Origin of the sequence: Rhizobium sp. 18055 (genome assembly GCF_902706285.1) — a bacterium.
Taxonomy (GTDB): domain Bacteria; phylum Pseudomonadota; class Alphaproteobacteria; order Rhizobiales; family Rhizobiaceae; genus Rhizobium.
This window is the reverse complement of record NZ_CACSKD010000013.1, coordinates 1-19229: the sequence shown is the minus strand read 5'-3', so window position 1 is coordinate 19229 and position 19229 is coordinate 1. Positions and strand designations below refer to the sequence as shown.

Genomic DNA, 19229 nt, shown 5'->3' with positions numbered 1-19229 from the left:
TTGACAGGATCATAGGGATAAAATAGAACAAATAAAGAACAAAATTCCTTGTGGATGAACCGGCTATGGACGTCCATTGCGCGGCCTCTATGGTTTAAGGTGCACCGATTGTTTCAAGCGCCGCCGGGCAGGGCGGCAGGTAGGGTGAAAAGTATGGCTGGCAGCGTAAACAAGGTAATTCTGATCGGGAACGTGGGTGCCGACCCCGAAATCCGTCGCACGCAGGATGGCCGGCCGATCGCCAACCTGCGGATCGCGACCTCCGAGACCTGGCGCGACCGCACCTCCGGCGAGCGCCGCGAAAAGACCGAATGGCATACGGTCGTGGTCTTCAACGAAGGCCTGTGCAAGGTCATCGAGCAGTACGTCAAGAAGGGTGCCAAGCTCTATATCGAAGGCGCGCTGCAGACCCGCAAGTGGCAGGACCAGCAGGGCCAGGACCGTTATTCGACGGAAGTGGTGCTGCAGGGCTTCGGCTCGACGCTGACGATGCTTGATGGCCGTGGCGAAGGCGGCGGTGCATCTGCTGGCGGCGGCTTCGGTGGTGGTCGCGGCGGCAATGCCGGCGGTGGCGACGACTTCGGCGGCGGCGGCGGTGGCTATGGCGACGATTACGGCGCGCCTTCGAAGTCATCCGGTCGTGGCGGCGGCGGTGCCAGTGCCGGCGGCGGCGGTGGCAACTTCTCGCGTGATCTGGATGATGACATCCCGTTTTAGGTCGGAACGATTTTGAATTTGTAAAGTTTGGGATGCTATCTTTCGGATAGTACTATGTTTTCAGCTTGACAAAAGCCCGCCTCGGTTAGGCGGGCTTTTTGCTAGGCTCGGAACGATCTAATTTTGTAAAGCTTGAACGGACCACACTTCCCGGTTGTGGTTGTCGCCCGCAGGGCGGAGCCACGCACCGTGGGCCTGGGGTTACGGCGGTTCAAGGCGGCGACACCTTCCGATCGCTGATCGAACCCGCCTCGTCGACACTTCCAGACGTCAGTGGAGAAGGGGATCGCCCCAAGCGATCACTGTCAACTTACAAAGCATCCGCCCGTAGGCGGATTCCATTTCGGTGAAACCGAGTAAGGCTTGGCCGGGCGAGCGGCTCATCACGTTGCAAGCAAGCCGGCCAACGCCGTCTTCTTGAGAAAGAAAGTCGGCGACAGCCGTCAATATCCGACTATTCCGGCTTGCACCCCGAGCGTAGCGAGGGGCAGCGATCAACGGACAGCTATATTCTACCTGGTCAGGATAGCGGATTGAGTGAAGATAGCGATTATCCAATCCGCCTTACACCCACGCCGTAGAATACCCCCCGCGACACATCTCCCCAACCGAGGAACTCAATCCCGTTTATCTCGTAGAATGTGCGGAGAAGTTTCTGGCTCTGTTCATCGACGGGCCTCTTTGCTTCGAGGGATCGAATTTTGTATTCCGAAATTTTTGCCAAAGTGACAATGTCGGATTGCTTCAAATTCAATAAACCTCGCGCCGCTGCGAAGGCAAGTCCGCTTGGCTCCGTATGAACGATCTGGTCTTGTTCGTTGGACGGTGGAATTTGCGACGGCATACGCCACCGCACGCCTAATCCTGACGGAATGCCAGTCGCGAGATCGACTGTGCCGACAAACTCCATGCCTCGCGTCTCATAGAAGCTTCGAAGTTTCACCATTGTGGATGAGCTAGGCGCGTTAGGGCTTTCCGCTGCAACGATCGAGCTGCGTGCAACTTTTGCAGCATCTTCAAGACTACGCTGACTCAAGCCAGCTAGGTTTCGGGCGGCCCTCAAGGCATCAGGGGAAAGCAATACTTCCATACCGGCCTAAAGCCGGTTTCTCCTGGAACTGTCAATAAATTTGATTTGGTGTCTTTATTTGGTCCATAAGCTTGTTATATAGATGATATGGACTGATTCAGTTGCTTTGGATATTTAAAGGAGATCGTTATGGGTGAGTCGTTGGAGGGAAGGTGGTTTGGATCAAGCCAAATTGAGATCGTAACGAAGTTGCGGGGTCTCACGGACGATCTTGCCAATATTGGGTGCTTTAACTGGCAGCAACCTACTGCGGTGCACATCACAGACTGGTTCGTAGGTCGTAGAGCGGTTCCGTGCCTCATTGGCCGAACTATAGGCCATCCCAACATAAGCGACGGCCAGCCCATGTTTTCAACAGAGCTGTTTTATCTCGATGTGGATGCGGGGTATGCGCGTACGTTCTCGCGCTGGTATCGCCTTGGCCGGCCCATGGATAGCGGCAAGCGGAGCCAGAATGAATCAGCATTAAGATGAGAGCGTGGATTTTCTCCGATCTGCATCTGGAGTTGGACCCAAATTTTGAATTCTCCAAAATTCCCGATGCTGATGTCTGCCTCTGTGCAGGTGACATCCTCGATGGCGGTGTACTTGCAAGTATTCTGTGGCTGGGAAAATTTATAGCTCCACACATGCCTGTCATTTTCGTTCCAGGAAACCACGAATTTTACAGGAGTTCCATCAAAGAGGGACTAGCCGCCGGCTACAAGCTGGCGGCTAGCTATGATGACCTGTTTCTGTTGGATGGCGACTCTGTGGTCCTCGAGGGATACCGTTTCGTCGGTACCACACTCTGGACCAATTTCGACCTTCACGATGATCCAAGGATGGCAATGGCGATCGCCAAAGATGGGTTGAACGATTACCGCCGCATCAAATTTTCAAAAACGCCGTTCAAGCGGTTCACTCCACAGGAAAGCTTGCATCTTCATCTGCGGGCGTCCGTCGATATCGACAATGCCTACCGGTCACACCGCGATTGCCCCACGGTCATCGTAAGCCATCACGCCCCTAGCCTTATGTCGGTTCCCCGAGCATTTTTAAGAGACGGGCTGACACCCTCATTTGCATCAAGGTTCGAGTATCGAATCCTCGAATATGAGCCTTTGATGTGGGTGCATGGACATCTCCATTCCCCCAGCGACTACTTCATAGGTAGGACGCGGGTGATCTGTAATCCTCTCGGCTATCCCGAGGAGGCATCGCGCAAAACATTCATTCCAGACTTGGTAATCGACCTTGCCGCACTCGCCCAAAAATAAACCTCCAGGAAAGCAAGCGCGCTCTCTTTGGAAGCCAGATGATAAGTCCGATCAATCCGATGTCACGGTGCCTGTTCACCTTGCCTACTGCGGTATTGTCGCAGCACTCCGGCATCATGTTGCGGCGAAGACTTCGTCGCTTGCGGTCTTAGAGATCGCATCGTCGGATGCGATCGATACCTTCGTCCATGCCGGGCGTCGTTTTTTACGCCAACTCGGCAACCGGCGGGGATATTCGGACCCGTTTGTTAGGGCGATAAAACAAAGGAAGAACGACAAACCATCCGAACTGGATATCTACCGGCGTGCGGCCGAAGACGGTCGAGGTATTTTGTTCTGTACCAGCTTGAACGACGTTGACGAGGAACTGCGGCTGTTTGCGGACGTAGTGGTCACCATTCCGAGACCGACGTCTCACCAGATCACTGCAACTTTCAGGCGCTACGGTCACGTCCTGACGGAGCTAGAGCAAAAGATGATAGCGTCCGAGTCTTGGACGCGGCTTGTATACGCATTTCCACCAGATCGCCCGGTGTTGGCAGGACTCCGCCGCCTTCGAGGAACGGCCGAACGGCTATCGGTTGCAACGGTGACCGTAGCTGCAACCGGGCCGACACTCGCAGACCTGGCTGGTCTCGGTGCGGCGAGAGAATGGGGTCTTGAACTCGCGCGCGATCTTGGCGACTTTAAAGCTGGTCTCATCCGATGGGACGATGTGGATAACGGTGCTCTGATTTCCGGGCCGCCGGGGACAGGAAAGACGTTATTCGCCGAAGCCTTGGCGAGGACGTGTGATTTGCCGATCGTGGTGGCCTCGGCCGCACAGTGGCAATCGGCCGGATACCTGAATGACCTGTTAAAGGCGATGCGTGAAAGTTTCCGAGACGCGCAATCCCGAGGGACGGCGTTGCTGTTCATTGATGAACTCGATGCAATCGGTAGCCGCGCAATCAACGACAGCCAGAATGCTGACTACAAACGCCAGGTGATTAACGGGTTGCTCGAACTACTTGACGGCTTCGAGCGTCGTACCGGGATTGTCGTCGTGGGAGCGACCAATCATCCGGAGGACATAGACCTTGCTATTTTACGACCAGGTCGGCTTGATCGTCACTTTATCATACCTCTACCGGACTCGACGACGCGCCAGCAGATTTTCCAGTTCCATGCCGGATTTGCCGTGCCCGAAGACTACGAAAATCAGTTTGCCCGTTCCACCGCCGGAATGTCGGGCGCAGGGCTCAAACAGTTGGTACGAGATGGGAGGCGAATAGCCCGCCGTTCTGGAACACCGTTCGTATTTGAACACGCCCTCGAAGCTGCGAAACCGTTGATTGACCTGCCGGTCGAGCACATGCGCGTAGCGGCGGTTCACGAGGCGGGACACGCCATCGTCGGCCTTGAACTCGGGATGGAATTGGAGGGGATCAGCATTGCTGATAAAGTCTTGGCCGAGGGTGTACTTACCTTGGGCGGAGCGTTGTTCACGAGGCAAGCTTTCCCTATGAAGACGCGTTCGTTCTACCTCGACCTCATCGCAATGTACCTTGGCGGTCTAGCGGCCGAAACCATGGCGTTCGGCCAATTTACCGACTCCGGGGCCGGCGATCCAAGCTCTGACCTGGGGATGGCAACGGCTCTCGCGACGAAAGTTGAAGCGTGCTTCGGAATGGGTAGCACGTTGGCGATAGACGTCGTTCAAGACCACGATCTGGGGAGGTTGCGCGCAAGCGACTTTAGGGTTCGTATGGCGGTGTCTGAATTGCTCGACAAGGAGTTCAAAAGAGCGAAAGAAATCTTGGACCTTCGGCGCCACGCACTTCACGTAATCGCGGACGATCTAATAAAGGCACGCTCGATGAGTGCATTAAAGATAAAGCAGATACTTGGCCAAAAACCGTGTGTTAGCCAAACCATTAAAGGTTGAAGCGCGACCGGGCATGCCGAGGCGTTAAAGTTCGGTCACGGCATGGGCATTTCCGGCCGTGCGCTGACGTGGATGATGCAGCGTGAATGCGCGCACGATCAATGCGAGTACATGATTGGCATAGTCAACGGGCTCCTGGAACTGATGGATGGGATCAATGGGCGCAAGGGCGTCGTGGTCATCGCCAAGGTAAATGACATCGATGACATAGACCCCGCTGTTCTTCGTGCAGGTCGGATTGACAGCCACATTGAAAGCAGCCCGCCACGCGGAGGCGCGCTGCTTTATCCTGCAAAAGTATCTAGATTGGGAGCTGCCGCTCGAAAGGCGCGGCGAAATTGCTGTTCGGACAGAAAGTCTCACGGGCGCGGATTTGGAGTTGGTGGCGGAGGCAGCACGGCGACGACGACGTGACAACCCCGAGCTTCCGATGTCGATCGACATAGTTCTGGCGTCCCAGGCAGATTGTGGAAGCGGGCTACCGGGTCTAAAGTACGACCAGCTCGAAGACATTCCGCGAAATTTTCGCCGTTTTCGCCGCACTGGATTCTGCATGTCACCTGGAGGAGGCCGAATTGCGAGGTGCCGTACTGATGATCGGATCGCTAAAATGGGATCGCGACGGCAGGCGCGAGAAATGGCGAGCATCCCGACTGTCGATGGACAACGAAGTTCGGGTTACCGTGCCCCTCAGGTATGGCCGCAAGTCTATGAGCCGCGACAATACCTATACGATGGTTCTCGACGGCGAGCCGGGGATCGGGCTCCTGGTGCCGTTCAAATCCGAGATTTCGAACGCCCGCGCGTTGATTGTCGAAGCGGAAGCGCTTTGGAGCGCTGAAGCCCCGAACTCCCGCGGCTCAATCGCCGCAGACTGGGGGTCCGTTGGTGCGCTTTTTCAAGACGCTGACGCCGTGGGATCGGTGTCAACCGAGTGGACGACGCGCTTCGAGAAGGAGGTTCAAATCCCCATTAAGCCGATCACGAAGGCCGGGATGTTGGCCATCGGTTGGCCAACCAATGGAGCAAACGAGCCGGCTGAATTCGACGTGATACTGGCGACCGCCACCATGCCAGAGACAAAGCGTCCGTCACCCCTTGAGATAGCAACCGCTTGGGCGACCCAAGCCAATGGGCGCGAGGAATACTTTCTGAATAACATTCTACATGGGATCAGGACGACCGAGGATGCGGAAATCTGGGGGCATTTACGCGCAGCATCGCCGAAATGGTTGGACGAAGGAGCTTTCGCGGTGGCCAAGTCGGCGCTCGATGCTGAATTCGCGGAGCTTGGCGCTTAGTTTCCTCACAAGGTCTTTGAAAAGTGTTCGCCCACCGTGCACGACGGGCTGCCGGGGACAGCTACAGGATCACAACGGGAAAAAAGCCGTATCGTCCCACAGAGGGGTTTTTCGTGAACACCGTTACCTGTGCGCGCTTTTCGACGAAGTCAGGAGGGTGCTCGTTCTCCACGACGATGACCTGGGTCTCTTGCGACATCCCGACAAGGTACTCGTAGAAATTCTGCTTGAGGGCCGAGCCGCGCAGATCGTCCTGCTCGCCCTCCGGCTTCCAGTATGCCAGCAGAGGTGAATCGAGGACCACGAAGCCCGGGTGAGGCAGCTCCCGCTCCTTGCAGAACTGCATTAGCCCAATCGTGAAGGCGGCATGGGTAATTGCCCGGAGGCCCTTGCCCGTGCTGCCTCGTCCTTTGCCGGAAATCATGAGGTCCTTGGACGCCTCGTCGAAAAACACTCTCGACGCGTCGGGATAATCCCAATCCGTCAGGATTTGCTGGACCTCTTTCGCAAATTCGTCCTGGATGGAGGTCGGCAGTATTGTGCGTGTTCCCTGCCGAGAGCCCGTCGTTTCGCCCCCGTCGTCGACAAGCGTTTGCATACGCTTTTTCAGCCGGTCAAGCGACGCGAACTTTGCCAGCGACGTGCGCACGGATGCCAGCTTCGAAGCAAGCTCATTGAACGATACTCGCTCGGCACCGACAGAAGGGCTGGCAATCTCGGACAGTTGTGAGTCCAGATTATTGTAGAGCTTGAACGACGATGGCAACCCTGCCGATATCTCGCGTCGCTCCCGGTCCAACGTGTCGAGCGTGTCTTGAAGCTCGCGGTTCAGTCGTTCGATCTTCGCTATCTCAGCGCTTGCGGCTGAAACGATCGCGTCCACGTTGCCGTCGCAGTCGGCATCCTGATGTTGGTTGCCCGGCTCGGCACCGCACAAGGGGCAAGAATGCACTGAGAGGCCAACGAAAAGCGAACCCGTCTCGTGGATGGAACGGAGGCGGGCGATGTCATTCTGATAATGCTTCTCCAGCAAGGAGAATCTGGCGACCAATCCCTCAATCTCGGTCATCCTCGCTCTAGACGCCTTGATGGTCGAGGCCGCGTGGCCACGCCGCTCGATCAATTGATTGAGCTCGGACTGGGCGGCCCGGAGGATGTCATTCTGTCTATCGAGAGATGCTTCAAGCTTTTCACCTTGATCCTGCAGCTCGGCTTCGTCGAGCCCGGCTTCGTCTATTTCGGCCTGCAGTTCGGAAATCATCTGCTCCAGCAGCTCGACCTTTGCGTCGTCTTTCTGACGCTGCGGCGAGGTGTCATCAACGGAAACAAGAGCGCTGTCGTCGTTGCCTGTGAGCATGAGCTTGAAAGCGGCGTATTCCGAAGTCGCGGTCACAAACTGACCCGAGAGGGCGGGGGAGCCCTTTCTTTGTATGTCACCCTCGGTCGCGACACAGAGCCGCGCGACATCCCTGAAGCTCAGTGACCGTGTCTTGCCGCTGGAATTCTGCCGGAGCCTTTTGTCCTTGAATCCGATCCGGTTCAAGAGTTCGTAGGAAAGCGTGTCGGTTCGCGCCCCCGAGTGCTTCCACCGGAGTTTTCGAGGCTCCCCAGAAGGGTTGTTCTCAAACAGGAGCTCGTCATAGCCCTTAAAGTCCCCGCCCTCGACGCTCCGGTCAACTGTCAATACCGCGGCGTCGGAGAATTGAAGAGCAAGACGAACTCGGTCGTAGCCAGCCTGCTCACTCAGGTTCCGATCGAGGTTTTCCTGGCCGAGCATGAAGTCGATGCTCTCTGCAATGAACGACTTCCCCGTTTCAGAAGCGCCGCAGATGACGTTTAGCCCCGGTGAGAACCTGATCTCGGCCGGCTTCTTGCTGGGACTGAAATAGGCGAGATAGCGAAGATGGATGTGCTTCATCGGGGATCGTCTTCGATCGCAAGATTCTCGACAGGAAGGAACTGGGCTGTCCCGGCGGAGAATACACTCTTGATTACCTCGTCAAGTTCAAAATCGTCGAGCTCGTCGAATTTCTGCGCCACCCAATCCGCCCGCTCCTGCAGCTCGAGATTGTAGCGCTCCCTGAGATTGCTGAGGAACGCGCCGGCTTCCTCTTCCGCTTGATAGAAAACTCCGCGTTCGTTGAACACACGTCTGGCAAGGCCTCGACCCAAGAGCAGATGCAAGCCACGCTCGACAAGACCACGTCGAACCAGAAGTTCGCCGGACCGCATGGGCAGAGGCGGATGGAGACTCGACGGCCCATTTGGGTCGGCGTCGCCCGAGTGCACGACAAGGTAATCGTACTGCACAAGTCGGCTGAGGTCATGCATACTGGGGAATGACGCCGCCAGTATCGTCAGCGTCCTCACTCCTGTTTCCAACGCGCTGTTGAAGGGCTCATTCATGGCTTGTTGATCCATTCAAGGCGGTCGTCATTGGCGAGTTGATGACATACACCTTGCTGGTCCGCGATAGTGGCAACAGATCGAAGGGCGTGCCCAGAAAGCGCAAGCGTCCCGGCGAGGGTGATCACCTTCTTGAGTCTTGCAAAACCATCGTCATGTTGATCTTCGCACGTGTCAATTACGCCTAGACGGATATCGTCCTGGAACGCGGCGAAAGTACCGTTAAGGTTGGGGTCTCGCGCGAAGGCCCGCAATGATTCGGCGCTGTAGAACAACGTCCGTTGCCGATCGTAGTGGTTTATCATCGACGGCCCGAGGCCGGCGAGCGAACCGACGTCCTTGCCGAGATGATCTCCGTAAGCCTCGAGAAGTTTTCGTAGATAAGCGCTTTCCGCGGCGACCGGAACCGTCGGTGGCGGTTCCACGGGAGGGCGGGGCGGCAATCCGCCTCCAAATCTCATTCGGTGAAACGGAGTCTTGCTATGGGCCGCGATCAGGTCCACCGGAGCGACCCCGCTGAAAATCGAAAAATCGAAGTCGTCGAAATAGCGTAACAATGCACCCGACAATGGTGCAACGATGCCCTTGCCGACTTTCGGAATGGACTTTTCCCACGCCAGGCGCACCGCTTCTTTGAAGCTTTTTTTGTCTTTCATTAGCCGACCAACAGAAATCCCGATCCCGTGCGGGCAGATAAAGACATACTTCCGCGGCACCTGATGGCCTTGATTGAAAGGCGGCTTTCGCGTGAACGAGTGATAGATCAGTTTCACGATTTCCGGGACAACGTCGCCTGGGCTCAGGGCGTGGTCGTAGCGTTTGCACTGATAGCTGTCCCAAGGAGCGTCGAAACCGTCGGCATGCGTAAACGTCACCACGTCGAGGCCGAGGTCACCGGAGCCTGAAAACTTGTTAACCTCAGTGTAGACGCCGACGTCCTTGAGGTGCCAGAGCCATTCGTGGGTGAAGTCTTCCCAGTCACCCGGCGGCAGGACCGGCAGGATGTTTATCGGAGATATTCTGATCCCGTTGGTTACTTGATCAGCCGTCGGGACGGCGCTCGCCGCTTTTGGTTCGATTTTCGTAAGCACCTGGTAATCCCAGTCGACGTTGTGTGGATGGCGGCTCACCCGGATTATTACTGGAAATTGATATTCCAGCACAACTCAAAATTTAGAAAACAAAGCTTGGCCAAGCTTCTGGCCCTGCACGGAAGGCGTCAGCAAATCCCTAAATCACTGCGCCGATCTGCCACGGAACGAACTCCACTCCGCCGAAACCCAACGCCTCGGGCGAAGTCCACGGTGGATACGATGCGTTCAACATCGACAAGCAGGCCGGGTGAAGCCCTTCCGGTCGTACCATCGAGGGCCCTTCCAATCCACCGCCGATCAGCGGCAATGGGGACAATTAGCCAACATGAAGCATCTCTCCAGAACCCGTTTGTCGGTCCACTGAGGGAATCTTCATGGTCAGTTCCCGTTGCTACAGTTGGAAGGCGGGACTTTTCAGCGCGCGACGCAGTTCTTCGAGTGGAGCGCCGTTGCAGTAGAACGCTTCAAGCATTTCATCGTGAAGTTCTGGAGGCACGGAAATCAAGTTGAAGGCGATGCTTGCGTCTTCTCCGTACCTCAGCAGAAGCTTGGCGCGGAGAGTTTCGAACTTGTGCCCCCGAGTGATGCGTTGCATTCCAGCGACTATCTCGGCTACGGATTGGTCGTAGTCCCCAAGGTCGGCGACGTCGAGACCAGCGTGGAAAAAGGCCAGTATCGCGGGTTTCCAGTCCGTCAATAGACGTCGCAACTCATCGCAGGCCACGCCGCCGATCCGCGCGCTATTGACCAACGCGTCCAGGGCTTGCCCGGCTTCATCCTGGCTTTTGAGATCGTAGAGTTTCGAAATCTGCAACCTCAACAGGTGAGCGTGGCGTAGCAATGGGCGTGCATGCAGCGATTTGATGAACCTTATTTCGTTTTGGAACAAAGCGGTTCCTGGCGATCCAACAAAGGTATTGTGGAAATTGGATAGCGCCGAATGATCGCAGTCGGATGCATTGGCATTTTTCGCAATTCGTATCTTGTCGATGATCCTGTCAGCGACCTTTAGAAGGGGCATCCGGCCGATCAAAGGCCTTGCTTCCTTGAAGAAACGCGACATGTCGGAGGCGTATTCTCCGAGCGGATTGATGGACAGGAATTTGACCGATTTGCTGGCCAGGCTGTGGAAGTACGCCGCGACGTCTTCCCGTGAGGATACCTGAACGAGATCGAACATCCGTCCAGCCTTGACGTCGCCCACGATAAGCGTCGACCGACCCATGATTTCTTCGACATGGATACTAAGCACTGTGGCCGTTGTCGGAAGGTTGGCGGCATAGTTTTGCAGGCGGCGCTCGGCATAGGATTTGAAAACTCTCTCGACCCGTTTTCGGTCAATCGAGCAAATGCGCGCGGCCTCGAGGAAGCTGTGCGTCACGGATTTTTCTTCTACATATGAACGGAACCGAGATGTCATACGGTGGCGCTGGTCAAGCTGGTCGGTTCTTTCCTGCCACGTCTCGCCGCAATGCTTGCACTTGAACTTGGCCCGTCTAAACCGAATCCACGTTTCCCTTCCATGTAGCGGGAAGTCCTGGAAATATGCCGGATCGCTTTGACCGTTCTTCACCACTGCGCATTCGAGCCTTGCCTCTGGTTGCTGCGGCTCCCATGACTGTATGTACAGGTAGGTTTCGTTCTTCGTCCTCGCAATTTCCCAGCAATACATGTTGTCCAGATCGAGCCAATTCGGCTGAGGCGATACCTCGCCGCCGATCGGATCGATGACCAATGGCCCAGAAACTGTGTCGAATGGCTTGGGATCGAAATCGTTGATTTTTCTGATAATCGCCCCCACTAAGCGGTCTGCGAACGCGCGCCGTTTGACGGCCTATGGATAAGGCTGTCCGTTATCATTTGGGTCGCAAGCAATGTCAACCGCAGTCGCAGCACCGAGAAGTGACCATGAGCGTAGGTAAGCCATTGTTTTAAAATACATTTAGGTTTGACGAAATTCCGTTTGCTTGGTTTGCTTCGCGAAATTGTTGCGGGGAGCAAGCGATGATTGAAGCAAAAAACCCTTACTATATACGCCTTGAGAAATTCGACGATGGCGAGCGAATGCCGTTCTTAATGAGTTCGGCATCGCGCATGCCGATACAGTCCGCGGCATTCTGGATAATCGGGTGCCGCCGCTCGGGCGGCCTCCAGAGCAAGACGCTGGAGAACGACCTGCGTGCCTTGATGTTCCTGTTTTTGTGGGCCGACCTTCGAAAGGTCGACATATCTGAGCGAATAAGCACCGGGCGCTTCTTTTCGCTCACCGAGATAATGGACATCGACAGTGTTTGCGGATGGTTCGTCAGGGAGCTTGTCACCGATCTCGCGCTCGCGCGAGCCAAGGTTGCCCGCATTTCGTCCAAACGGCTGCGGCGTGCTGCCTCTTTCAACGAGAAGTTCAATCGGCTGACGGCAATCCATTCGTTTCTGGATTTCACAAGCGCTGAGGTCGTGTCGGCTCTAAGGCTGAAGGAGGAAGCTTGGGGGGGATATGACAAGGTACGGGAAGATTGTCTCAAAAGGCTGATGACCTATAGGGATGGATTGATAAGACCCGAGTCCGACGATGACGGCGCGCCGCAGGGGCTTGAAGACCCTTACGAGAAGCGGCTCAGGGAAGTCATCGAGCCAGATTGCAAGGACAATCCGTTCACGAAAAAGGTTCGCTTTCGAAACTACGTCATCGTGAAAATGCTGCTGGATTTGGGCATTCGGGTCGGCGAACTCCTCGGTATCTTGACGACGGACTGTGCGCTGGGTTCGGACGGCCTGGTGACCATTCATCGTCGCCCGGACAACAAGAATGACCCTCGCAAAAGGCCAGGTGCCGCCAAAACCCTCGCTCGGACCTTGGGTCTAAGTCCCCGTTTGGCGGAGATCATTCACGAATGGATCGTCGTACATCGCCCGAAGATCAACATGAAGGACAAGGACAGGCTCTTCCTGATCATCGACGTTTTCAACGGCGCGCCTCTAACACATAGCGCCATCAACAAGATGTTCGCCAAGTTGCGCGAGAAGGTGGGAGGACTGCCTGCCCAGTTGACCCCACACGTCATGCGGCACACGGCCAACGACAATTTCACGGAGTTCATGGACAAGAAACAGGTGCCCGAAACCAAACAGGTCAAACTCCGAAAGCGGGCATTTGGATGGCGCAGTGAAAACTCTGCGGAGACTTATCTGCGGCGGTCAACAACCCGAAAGTCAAACGAATACCTGAAGGGCATGCAAAGCGAACTCGACATCAAGCACGGTCGGAAGGATGACAACGAATGACACATTTCCTCAGCAAGTCGTTGCCGCCTTTGCCGGATACCGTGATTACTCGTGACGGTTATGCGTTCGATCCCCGACTTGATGAATGGCGTATTCCCAGTCTCGCCGGCACAAGGTTCTATCGCTTCGACAAGATCGCCGCTCTGTCTGCCGAGGTACGTCATTGCCTGAAGCTGGCCATGATCTTCTTCCTCGAAAGGAAGTCCTACTCGCATTCGTCAAATATATGGACCCGATTCCAGGCCCTCTACGCTGCCGAATTACACCAATCACCCGACGCCGGTACCGTTGTCACGCTGCTCGTGACTTCTCGGTATCGCGAAAGCCTTACGCAAAAAACTGCTTGGTATCTTGGTGTATTGCGCGTGCTCTTCAACACTATGGAAGACCTCGGAATCGGTATTTGCAGCCGAGACGCGATTGAGTATCTGAACGACCTCAGAATTCCAGGCAACGTCAAAGGCACGGCAATACGGACGAGGGACCCGAGAAAGGGGGCCTTTAATGACGTCGAACTACAGTCGATTCACGCAACGTTGAATGACTGGTTCGCCGCCGGACGAATTTCGCTCGACGACTATACCTTGGGTTGGCTGTTTCTCGCCTATGGAAGTCGGGCAATCCAATTCGCTCAGATGAAGGAGTGCGATCTAATTGTCAAAGAGGTCGATGGGGTGCGCTTCTATGCCCTTCGAATGCCCATGGCAAAGGGCCGAGGCGCGGCCTATCGAAGTCAGTTTAAACTACGGTACTGCGCAAAGCCGCTCGGTGAACTCATTGCGCGCCTGATCGAAGCCAATCGGCAGAGGCGCGCTGAGTACGCCATCGACGTTGTTGACCCGCCCATGTTGTTTAGTGAGGATGAGGGAGACATTCCAGGCTTTCCCTATCATCGAGATTCATGTTCCATCGCCAAGCAATTCGACTTGCTGATGTCTCGTATGACCAACATTAGGGCGAACTCGGATCGTTTTCGGAAGACACTGTTACAACGCGCAGCAGACTCGGGCAAAGACATCTACGAGATCGCAGAATTGGCGGGGCACCGCGACACGCAGCAGGTCAAAGTCTACACCGAGGCGACGCTAGCGATGACGGGCCGTCTTGACCGGGCCATGGCAATGGATATGGCCGTCGTTGCTCAGGCATTCGCTGGCGTTCTGGTGGAAGACGAGTCCGAACGCGGTCGGGATCGCACAAGCCGCATCTATGATCGTTCACTGCCGGAGGATTCCAACTCTGCGATGGGGAATTGCGGGGCGATGAGCTTCTGCGCTCAGTCCATCCCAACAGCATGCTACACTTGCCGGCATTTCGAGCCGTGGCTCGACGGTCCCCATGTAGCATTTCTCGAAGTCCTCATCGCAGATCGCGAGAGGATGGTCTTGGCCGGTCGTTCTCCGAAAATCTTCGCGATCCGCGACCGGACCATTGTTGCCGTCGCGCAGGTTATCCAAGCCTGCAGTGCTCGCTTGGCATCCAAGAAGCGGGTGTCGAAGAAGGGGCGTCGAAATGACACTCAATGCAAATGAGTTTCTGGATTTCGGGTCGTCGCCCGTCGAGAACGTTCGTAGTTTCATAGAATTGGTTCGGCATGAAATCGCCGGACTGATCGCAGATGAAATGTGGGAAGACGAAATTTGGCCCGTTGGTGGCTCATTCCAGACGAAGGGTCACAACCGAAACAATCGACAGATCGTTTTCTACAATTCCGAAGCCGTTATCACGCCCCAGCAGGTCGTGACCGGGACGCCTTTGCACAGGGACTTCATCGATTTCGCGAAGGCATATGTCCGTTACAAGCACTCGACGTCGCCGTCGACCTTCGAAACATTGCACAAGCGCCTCAGTGCGCTTCAATTCATTGAGGCTGGTTTCCGTGCCTTGAAATTTGCCCCACGCATTGAAGACTGTTCGGTAGCGGTCCTCCACGAAGCCGTCAGTCTGGCGGCAGTAGGCGTGGGGCCGGGTCGCCACTACCAACTGAGCAGCGCGATCCAGCAAGTGCACGACCTTTGCCTCCGCAAGGGATTTTACAATGGGCCGTTTCGCTGGAAGCACGGTCTACGCAAACCCGAAGAGCAGCTGGAGGCGCTGGGTCCGGAGGCAAGGGCGCGGCGGGGCGAGAAGCTACCAAGCATGGAAGCCTTGATCGGGATGGGAAGGATATTTGCCAATTCTGTGTCTTTCGTCGACAGGCTCTTCTCCTCAATAAGCGCCATCTGTGCTGCGGTTCCCATCCGAGCCCACGAGGTCCTGCAGTTGCGCCTAGATTGCATAGTCGAGGACGAGTTCAAGGACGAAGTCAGCGGGGAAATGCGGCTTGGCCTCGGCATCCGCGTCTGGCCTGGCAAGGGACATCCGCCTCAGGTCAAGCCTATTCCGACGAAAGCCGTTACCGTCGTCAAGGAGGCGGTGAAGCGCCTTACCGACATGTGTGCTCAAGCTCGAGACTTGGCAGCATGGTACGAAAAGAATCCCTCGACGCTGTGGCTCCCGCCCGATCTTCAATACGCGAGATCAAGCGGTTGGATAACGCTTTCCGATCTCCGACGCCTTGTGAACAGGTCCACGCTGGGCGCTCTCGCATACTGGGTTAGATCGTCCGGAATCGAATATCGGACCGATGAAAAAACCCCGAGCTATATGAAAGAGGTTCGTGTTGGATCATTCGCCGAACACGTCCTCAAGAACCTGCCTGAGCGGTTTCCAGACTTCAACGGGCGCGACGATCAGCTCTACTCGGAGACACTCATCATTGTTTTTAAGAACCAACTCCATAGCGAGAAGGGCACCTATCCCTGTGTTGTCGACCACGTGACCGTCGGGCAGTTCGAACACTGGTTATCCGGGCACGACACGAAGCCCAGTGTCTATAAGCGTTGGGGGATAGTCGAGAAGGATGGCTCGGAGATAGAGATCACGACCCATAGCTTCCGACACTGGTTGCTGACTGTCGCCGAGCGGAACGGTCTGGGCGAACTCGACATGGCGTTCTGGAGCGGGCACTCGGTCAACCAGAACAAAAACTATATCCATTGGACCGATCATGAAGTCATCGCCGAACTCAGGGCGCTCGACGAAGGCGGTGGAGAAGGTCCGATGTTCGAGGCACGGAGGAAGCAGGGCGTTAACGACCCGGTGACCCCACAGGAATTTTACCAAGCACAGATTGGTTCAGCGCTCGCCACCGACTTCGGATACTGCGCCCACGATTACAGTCTGCTACCTTGCATGCTTCACGGGGACTGCGCGGGATGCTCCGAAAACGTGTTTAAGAAGGGAGACTCGGAACACAGGGCGAAGACGAAGAAGCATCTGGAGATCGCAGAACGTCAGCTCGCAGCGGCACTTAAAGCGATGAAGAATGACGTGGCTGGCTCGGATCGCTGGGTAACGCACCACATGGGCACAATAACCCGACTGCGTGCCATGATAGCTATCCATGACGACCTGACGATCCGAGAGGGCAAACCCATCAATCTGGCGTCGCGGAATGGGGACAGCGAGATCGCACTCGCGGTTCGAGATAGGGATGCCCTCGATGGCAAGACACCAGTCGCACCACCCGCAGCGGAACTTTCTGACGACGAAGATAGGGAGCTTCTGGAGATCATGCGCGGGCTTGGGGAAGACTGATAATGGGAACGCCCAACCTCACTTTTGAAAATGTCCAGAGGGTCGTCCGGTTGATCGCCTCTTGGGAGGGCAAGATTACGTGGGAACTCGTCGTCGACAAAGTCTCGCTGACATTGCGCCAAACCTATTCGCGGCAAACACTTCAGAGCCATTTCTCAATCAAAGTGGCCTTCCAGAATGCCAAGGTTCGTCAACGCAGGAAATCGGCAAACGCTCAGCCAAAGACGAAGCAAAAAGACGTGACGGCCGAAATGGCGGCGGCGCTTTCGCGGATTGAGGTCCTGAAAGCCGAACTTGAAGTCAGCAAGAGCGAGAATACCAAGCACATGCAGCAGTTTGCGGTCTGGCTTTTCAATTCCCGCCGACGCGGCGTTTCCGAGGTCGAATTGAACCAACCTCTTCCTCTCATCAACCGCGGTGCGAGCGAGAAGTAATGACGACGAGCTCCCAAGCCGTAAGCGAGCAGAACTACGCCAAGCTGCTCGAATATATTGAACGATTGCGACGGGCGAAACTGCGATTTCCCGAGCACGGCGGCAAAGTCAACAAAACGGCCGTTGCTACGGCCTGCGGGTTCAACCGCGAAACCTTCGCTCAGAATGCCCGCTTTGAGAGGGCACTGAACGAGGGTGTTGACGAACTCGGCCTTCAGCCACGTGAGGCCATGGAATCGGCTCCGCAAGACGCGGCGATCAAGGCCAGGATCACGCAGTTGGAGCAGCAGCTTGCAGCCGTCCGTAGCGAAAACTACGAGCTTCGACGCCGTTTGGCCCAGTACGACCATATGACACTGACCGGGAGGAGGGTGATACCATGATCCCCTTGCCACAAGGCCGGCATATCGTGAAGTTCCTTGCGACACGACCCGAATTCGTCGGTGTGGGATGGGCGACGGCACGGCGTCTTTGGGACACGTTCGGACATGCGCTCTACGCCATGCTTGCAGATGGCGATGCCGAGAGTTTCGGACCTCTGCTGGATCGCAACCATGCCGCTATCATCATCGACGCATGGCGTAATCAGCTCGCCTTGGCCGATTGCGTCGTGTTCTTCGACGAAAATGGTATCGACACGAAGATTGCTCGAAAGGCCGTCGAGTTCTGGGGTGAACAAGCCATCGCCAAAATACGGGAGAATCCATACCGCCTTCTGTGTGTCTGCCCATGGGACAAGGTGGACAGCGCGGCGACCCTTCTAGGCACCTCTGAGACTGATCCGCGCCGCCTCGTCGCCGCTGTGGAAAGCATCCTCTATGATCGGCTTGATCGCAAACACACCTGGTGTGCCCACGATCAACTCGTTCGGGCAACCGCCAAGCGTTTGAGAACGGACATCAAGTCCGGCGAGCGCGCCGTGGAAATGGCCGTCGCCGATCTGGCTGCAATACCTGTTGAGACCGGCTTTCAACCGGCCGGGGCCGCGTATATGGAGCGGTTCATCGAAAAACGTGTCGAGGCGCATCTGCATCGCGACCCCATTGGCCGCGACCTCTTCCTAGACGCGATACCCGCGGAGGACATCACCACTTTCCTGATGACTTCGCCGACCTGCCGGATTTTGACGGCAGAGCAGCGCGAAGCGGTCCGAATGGCGCTGATGAACACGTTCTCGCTTTTGACAGGTGGCGCTGGCGTCGGGAAGACAACGACGCTGCGAGCAATCAACTCCGCCGCCCATCACTTCGGTCTGACCGTCTATCAAATCGCTATCGCCGGCAGGGCGGCGAAACGCATGATGGAGTCTACAGGACAGCCCGCTCAGACTGCGGCATCTTGGCTGAAGAAGGCTTCCCACGGTCAATTGGAGCTTGGAAGGCACACCATGGTCATCATCGATGAAGCGTCCATGATAGATTTGCCGACACTGTACCGAATACTCTTCCATCTACCGCAGCACGCCCCGATGCTTATGGTAGGAGATGTTGCTCAGCTCCCACCGATCGGATTCGGATTGGTGTTGCATCGCCTGGTGTCATCTGACGTGGTCCCGCGGACTGAATTGACGCGCATTTTGCGTGCGCGAGAGGAGACAGGTATTCCTGAGGTATCACTCAGTATCCGAGAAGGTCGCGCGGTCGTCCTTCCGGAATACAATATCCGAGGGGGCGGATGCAGCTTCATACAGGCCCGCGAGGAGGACATCATCGACCGCATTGAGGACGTCCTTCATGATTGGAAGTGCCAAGAGGTGCAGGTGATCGCTCCTTCATACGCTGGTCAAGCCGGCATCGACGCGATCAACTTGCACTTCCATCGGGGCAACCGCGACAGGGGGCAAATGGCCTTCGATCGCTTCGCCGTCGGTGACCCATGTCTTTGGACAGTGAACGACTACGAGCGGCAGCTTTGGAACGGCTCCCTTGGAAAAATCATAACAGTCGATCCGGGGTATCCGTCCGGGCAAGGCCGTCTTGTAGAAATCATGAGATTTGGCACTGACTGTCCGTATTGACGTCAATAGGGACAGTGCGGAATGGAGCGGCTTGAGATTATCGATAGCGGCCGGCGGCGGCGG

The 19229-nt window shown here is 56.1% G+C and carries 17 protein-coding genes; 12 read left to right on the top strand and 5 right to left on the bottom strand.

Translation table 11 applies throughout. From position 1 onward, the window contains the following. Positions 1-153 precede the first annotated feature (153 nt). Positions 154-717, top strand: a complete 564-nt coding sequence (locus GVL52_RS20235; protein WP_160010483.1) for a single-stranded DNA-binding protein — start codon at positions 154-156, stop codon at positions 715-717. A gap of 550 nt (positions 718-1267) precedes the next feature. Here GVL52_RS20235 and GVL52_RS20230 read toward each other — a convergent pair. Further along, entirely contained in the window at positions 1268-1627 is a 360-nt protein-coding gene (locus GVL52_RS20230) for a hypothetical protein (protein WP_160010481.1), read from the bottom strand. 309 nt (positions 1628-1936) lie between these two features. Here GVL52_RS20230 and GVL52_RS31270 point away from each other — a divergent pair, with 309 nt between their 5' ends. The 5 genes from GVL52_RS31270 (at position 1937) to GVL52_RS20210 (ending at position 6294) form a co-directional block, all read left to right on the top strand. Further along, a complete protein-coding gene (locus tag GVL52_RS31270) occupies positions 1937-2281 on the top strand; it encodes a DUF6634 family protein (RefSeq protein WP_306440367.1) in 345 nt (114 codons plus the stop codon). Then, positions 2278-3066 (top strand): metallophosphoesterase, encoded by a 789-nt coding sequence (locus tag GVL52_RS20225; protein WP_160010479.1) that lies wholly within the window; start codon positions 2278-2280, stop codon positions 3064-3066. The genes GVL52_RS31270 and GVL52_RS20225 overlap by 4 nt, the downstream gene beginning before the upstream one ends. Beyond that, positions 3044-4993: an AAA family ATPase gene (locus GVL52_RS20220; RefSeq protein WP_160010477.1), complete on the top strand. Its 1950-nt coding sequence runs from the start codon at positions 3044-3046 to the stop codon at positions 4991-4993. Before GVL52_RS20225 ends, GVL52_RS20220 begins: the two co-directional genes overlap by 23 nt. 42 nt (positions 4994-5035) lie before the next feature. Then, a complete protein-coding gene (locus tag GVL52_RS31335) occupies positions 5036-5407 on the top strand; it encodes an AAA family ATPase (protein WP_160010475.1) in 372 nt (123 codons plus the stop codon). Positions 5408-5586: 179 nt separating this feature from the next. Beyond that, the gene (locus GVL52_RS20210; protein ID WP_160010473.1) at positions 5587-6294 is read left to right on the top strand and encodes a hypothetical protein; all 708 of its coding nucleotides are present in this window, start codon (positions 5587-5589) and stop codon (positions 6292-6294) included. A gap of 61 nt (positions 6295-6355) precedes the next feature. Here the strand turns inward: GVL52_RS20210 and GVL52_RS20205 are convergent, their stop codons facing one another. The 4 genes from GVL52_RS20205 to GVL52_RS20190 all read right to left on the bottom strand — a co-directional run bounded on the left by GVL52_RS20205 (position 6356) and on the right by GVL52_RS20190 (position 11595). Continuing rightward, positions 6356-8212, bottom strand: a complete 1857-nt coding sequence (locus tag GVL52_RS20205) for an ATP-binding protein (protein WP_160010471.1) — start codon at positions 8210-8212, stop codon at positions 6356-6358. After that, positions 8209-8700, bottom strand: coding sequence for an ABC-three component system middle component 2 (locus GVL52_RS20200; RefSeq protein WP_160010469.1), 492 nt, complete (start codon positions 8698-8700; stop codon positions 8209-8211). The genes GVL52_RS20205 and GVL52_RS20200 overlap by 4 nt, the downstream gene beginning before the upstream one ends. Further along, entirely contained in the window at positions 8697-9791 is a 1095-nt protein-coding gene (locus tag GVL52_RS20195) for an ABC-three component system protein (RefSeq protein ID WP_160010467.1), read from the bottom strand. The genes GVL52_RS20200 and GVL52_RS20195 overlap by 4 nt, the downstream gene beginning before the upstream one ends. A gap of 394 nt (positions 9792-10185) precedes the next feature. Then, positions 10186-11595 (bottom strand): transposase, encoded by a 1410-nt coding sequence (locus GVL52_RS20190; RefSeq protein WP_160010465.1) that lies wholly within the window; start codon positions 11593-11595, stop codon positions 10186-10188. 203 nt (positions 11596-11798) lie between these two features. On the opposite strand from GVL52_RS20190, the gene GVL52_RS20185 reads away from it, so the two are divergent. The 6 genes from GVL52_RS20185 to GVL52_RS20160 are packed head-to-tail and all read left to right on the top strand — an operon-like array spanning position 11799 to position 19166. Then, positions 11799-13076, top strand: coding sequence for a site-specific integrase (locus GVL52_RS20185; protein WP_160010463.1), 1278 nt, complete (start codon positions 11799-11801; stop codon positions 13074-13076). Then, a complete protein-coding gene (locus tag GVL52_RS20180) occupies positions 13073-14608 on the top strand; it encodes a site-specific integrase (protein WP_160010461.1) in 1536 nt (511 codons plus the stop codon). The genes GVL52_RS20185 and GVL52_RS20180 overlap by 4 nt, the downstream gene beginning before the upstream one ends. After that, the gene (locus GVL52_RS20175) at positions 14589-16715 is read left to right on the top strand and encodes a hypothetical protein (RefSeq protein WP_160010459.1); all 2127 of its coding nucleotides are present in this window, start codon (positions 14589-14591) and stop codon (positions 16713-16715) included. Before GVL52_RS20180 ends, GVL52_RS20175 begins: the two co-directional genes overlap by 20 nt. Before the next feature lie 2 nt (positions 16716-16717). Next, positions 16718-17149 carry a hypothetical protein gene (locus GVL52_RS20170; protein WP_160010457.1) on the top strand — a complete coding sequence of 144 codons (432 nt, stop codon included), beginning with the start codon at positions 16718-16720 and terminating at the stop codon, positions 17147-17149. Then, the gene (locus GVL52_RS20165; protein WP_160010456.1) at positions 17149-17532 is read left to right on the top strand and encodes a hypothetical protein; all 384 of its coding nucleotides are present in this window, start codon (positions 17149-17151) and stop codon (positions 17530-17532) included. The genes GVL52_RS20170 and GVL52_RS20165 overlap by 1 nt, the downstream gene beginning before the upstream one ends. After that, entirely contained in the window at positions 17529-19166 is a 1638-nt protein-coding gene (locus GVL52_RS20160) for an AAA family ATPase (protein ID WP_160010454.1), read from the top strand. Before GVL52_RS20165 ends, GVL52_RS20160 begins: the two co-directional genes overlap by 4 nt. Positions 19167-19229: the final 63 nt, after the last annotated feature.

Bases quoted from the DNA above. Each gene is read 5' to 3' on its own strand.
- GVL52_RS20230 (WP_160010481.1), bottom strand. From the start codon at position 1,627: ATGGAGTTTGTCGGCACAGTCGATCTCGCGACTGGCATTCCGTCAGGA.
- GVL52_RS20175 (WP_160010459.1), top strand. From the start codon at position 14,589: ATGACACTCAATGCAAATGAGTTTCTGGATTTCGGGTCGTCGCCCGTC.
- GVL52_RS20235 (WP_160010483.1), top strand. From the start codon at position 154: ATGGCTGGCAGCGTAAACAAGGTAATTCTGATCGGGAACGTGGGTGCC.
- GVL52_RS20205 (WP_160010471.1), bottom strand. From the start codon at position 8,212: ATGAAGCACATCCATCTTCGCTATCTCGCCTATTTCAGTCCCAGCAAG.
- GVL52_RS31335 (WP_160010475.1), top strand. From the start codon at position 5,036: ATGGGCATTTCCGGCCGTGCGCTGACGTGGATGATGCAGCGTGAATGC.
- GVL52_RS20200 (WP_160010469.1), bottom strand. From the start codon at position 8,700: ATGAATGAGCCCTTCAACAGCGCGTTGGAAACAGGAGTGAGGACGCTG.
- GVL52_RS20160 (WP_160010454.1), top strand. From the start codon at position 17,529: ATGATCCCCTTGCCACAAGGCCGGCATATCGTGAAGTTCCTTGCGACA.
- GVL52_RS20170 (WP_160010457.1), top strand. From the start codon at position 16,718: ATGGGAACGCCCAACCTCACTTTTGAAAATGTCCAGAGGGTCGTCCGG.
- GVL52_RS20180 (WP_160010461.1), top strand. From the start codon at position 13,073: ATGACACATTTCCTCAGCAAGTCGTTGCCGCCTTTGCCGGATACCGTG.
- GVL52_RS20185 (WP_160010463.1), top strand. From the start codon at position 11,799: ATGATTGAAGCAAAAAACCCTTACTATATACGCCTTGAGAAATTCGAC.
- GVL52_RS20210 (WP_160010473.1), top strand. From the start codon at position 5,587: ATGATCGGATCGCTAAAATGGGATCGCGACGGCAGGCGCGAGAAATGG.
- GVL52_RS31270 (WP_306440367.1), top strand. From the start codon at position 1,937: ATGGGTGAGTCGTTGGAGGGAAGGTGGTTTGGATCAAGCCAAATTGAG.
- GVL52_RS20165 (WP_160010456.1), top strand. From the start codon at position 17,149: ATGACGACGAGCTCCCAAGCCGTAAGCGAGCAGAACTACGCCAAGCTG.
- GVL52_RS20225 (WP_160010479.1), top strand. From the start codon at position 2,278: ATGAGAGCGTGGATTTTCTCCGATCTGCATCTGGAGTTGGACCCAAAT.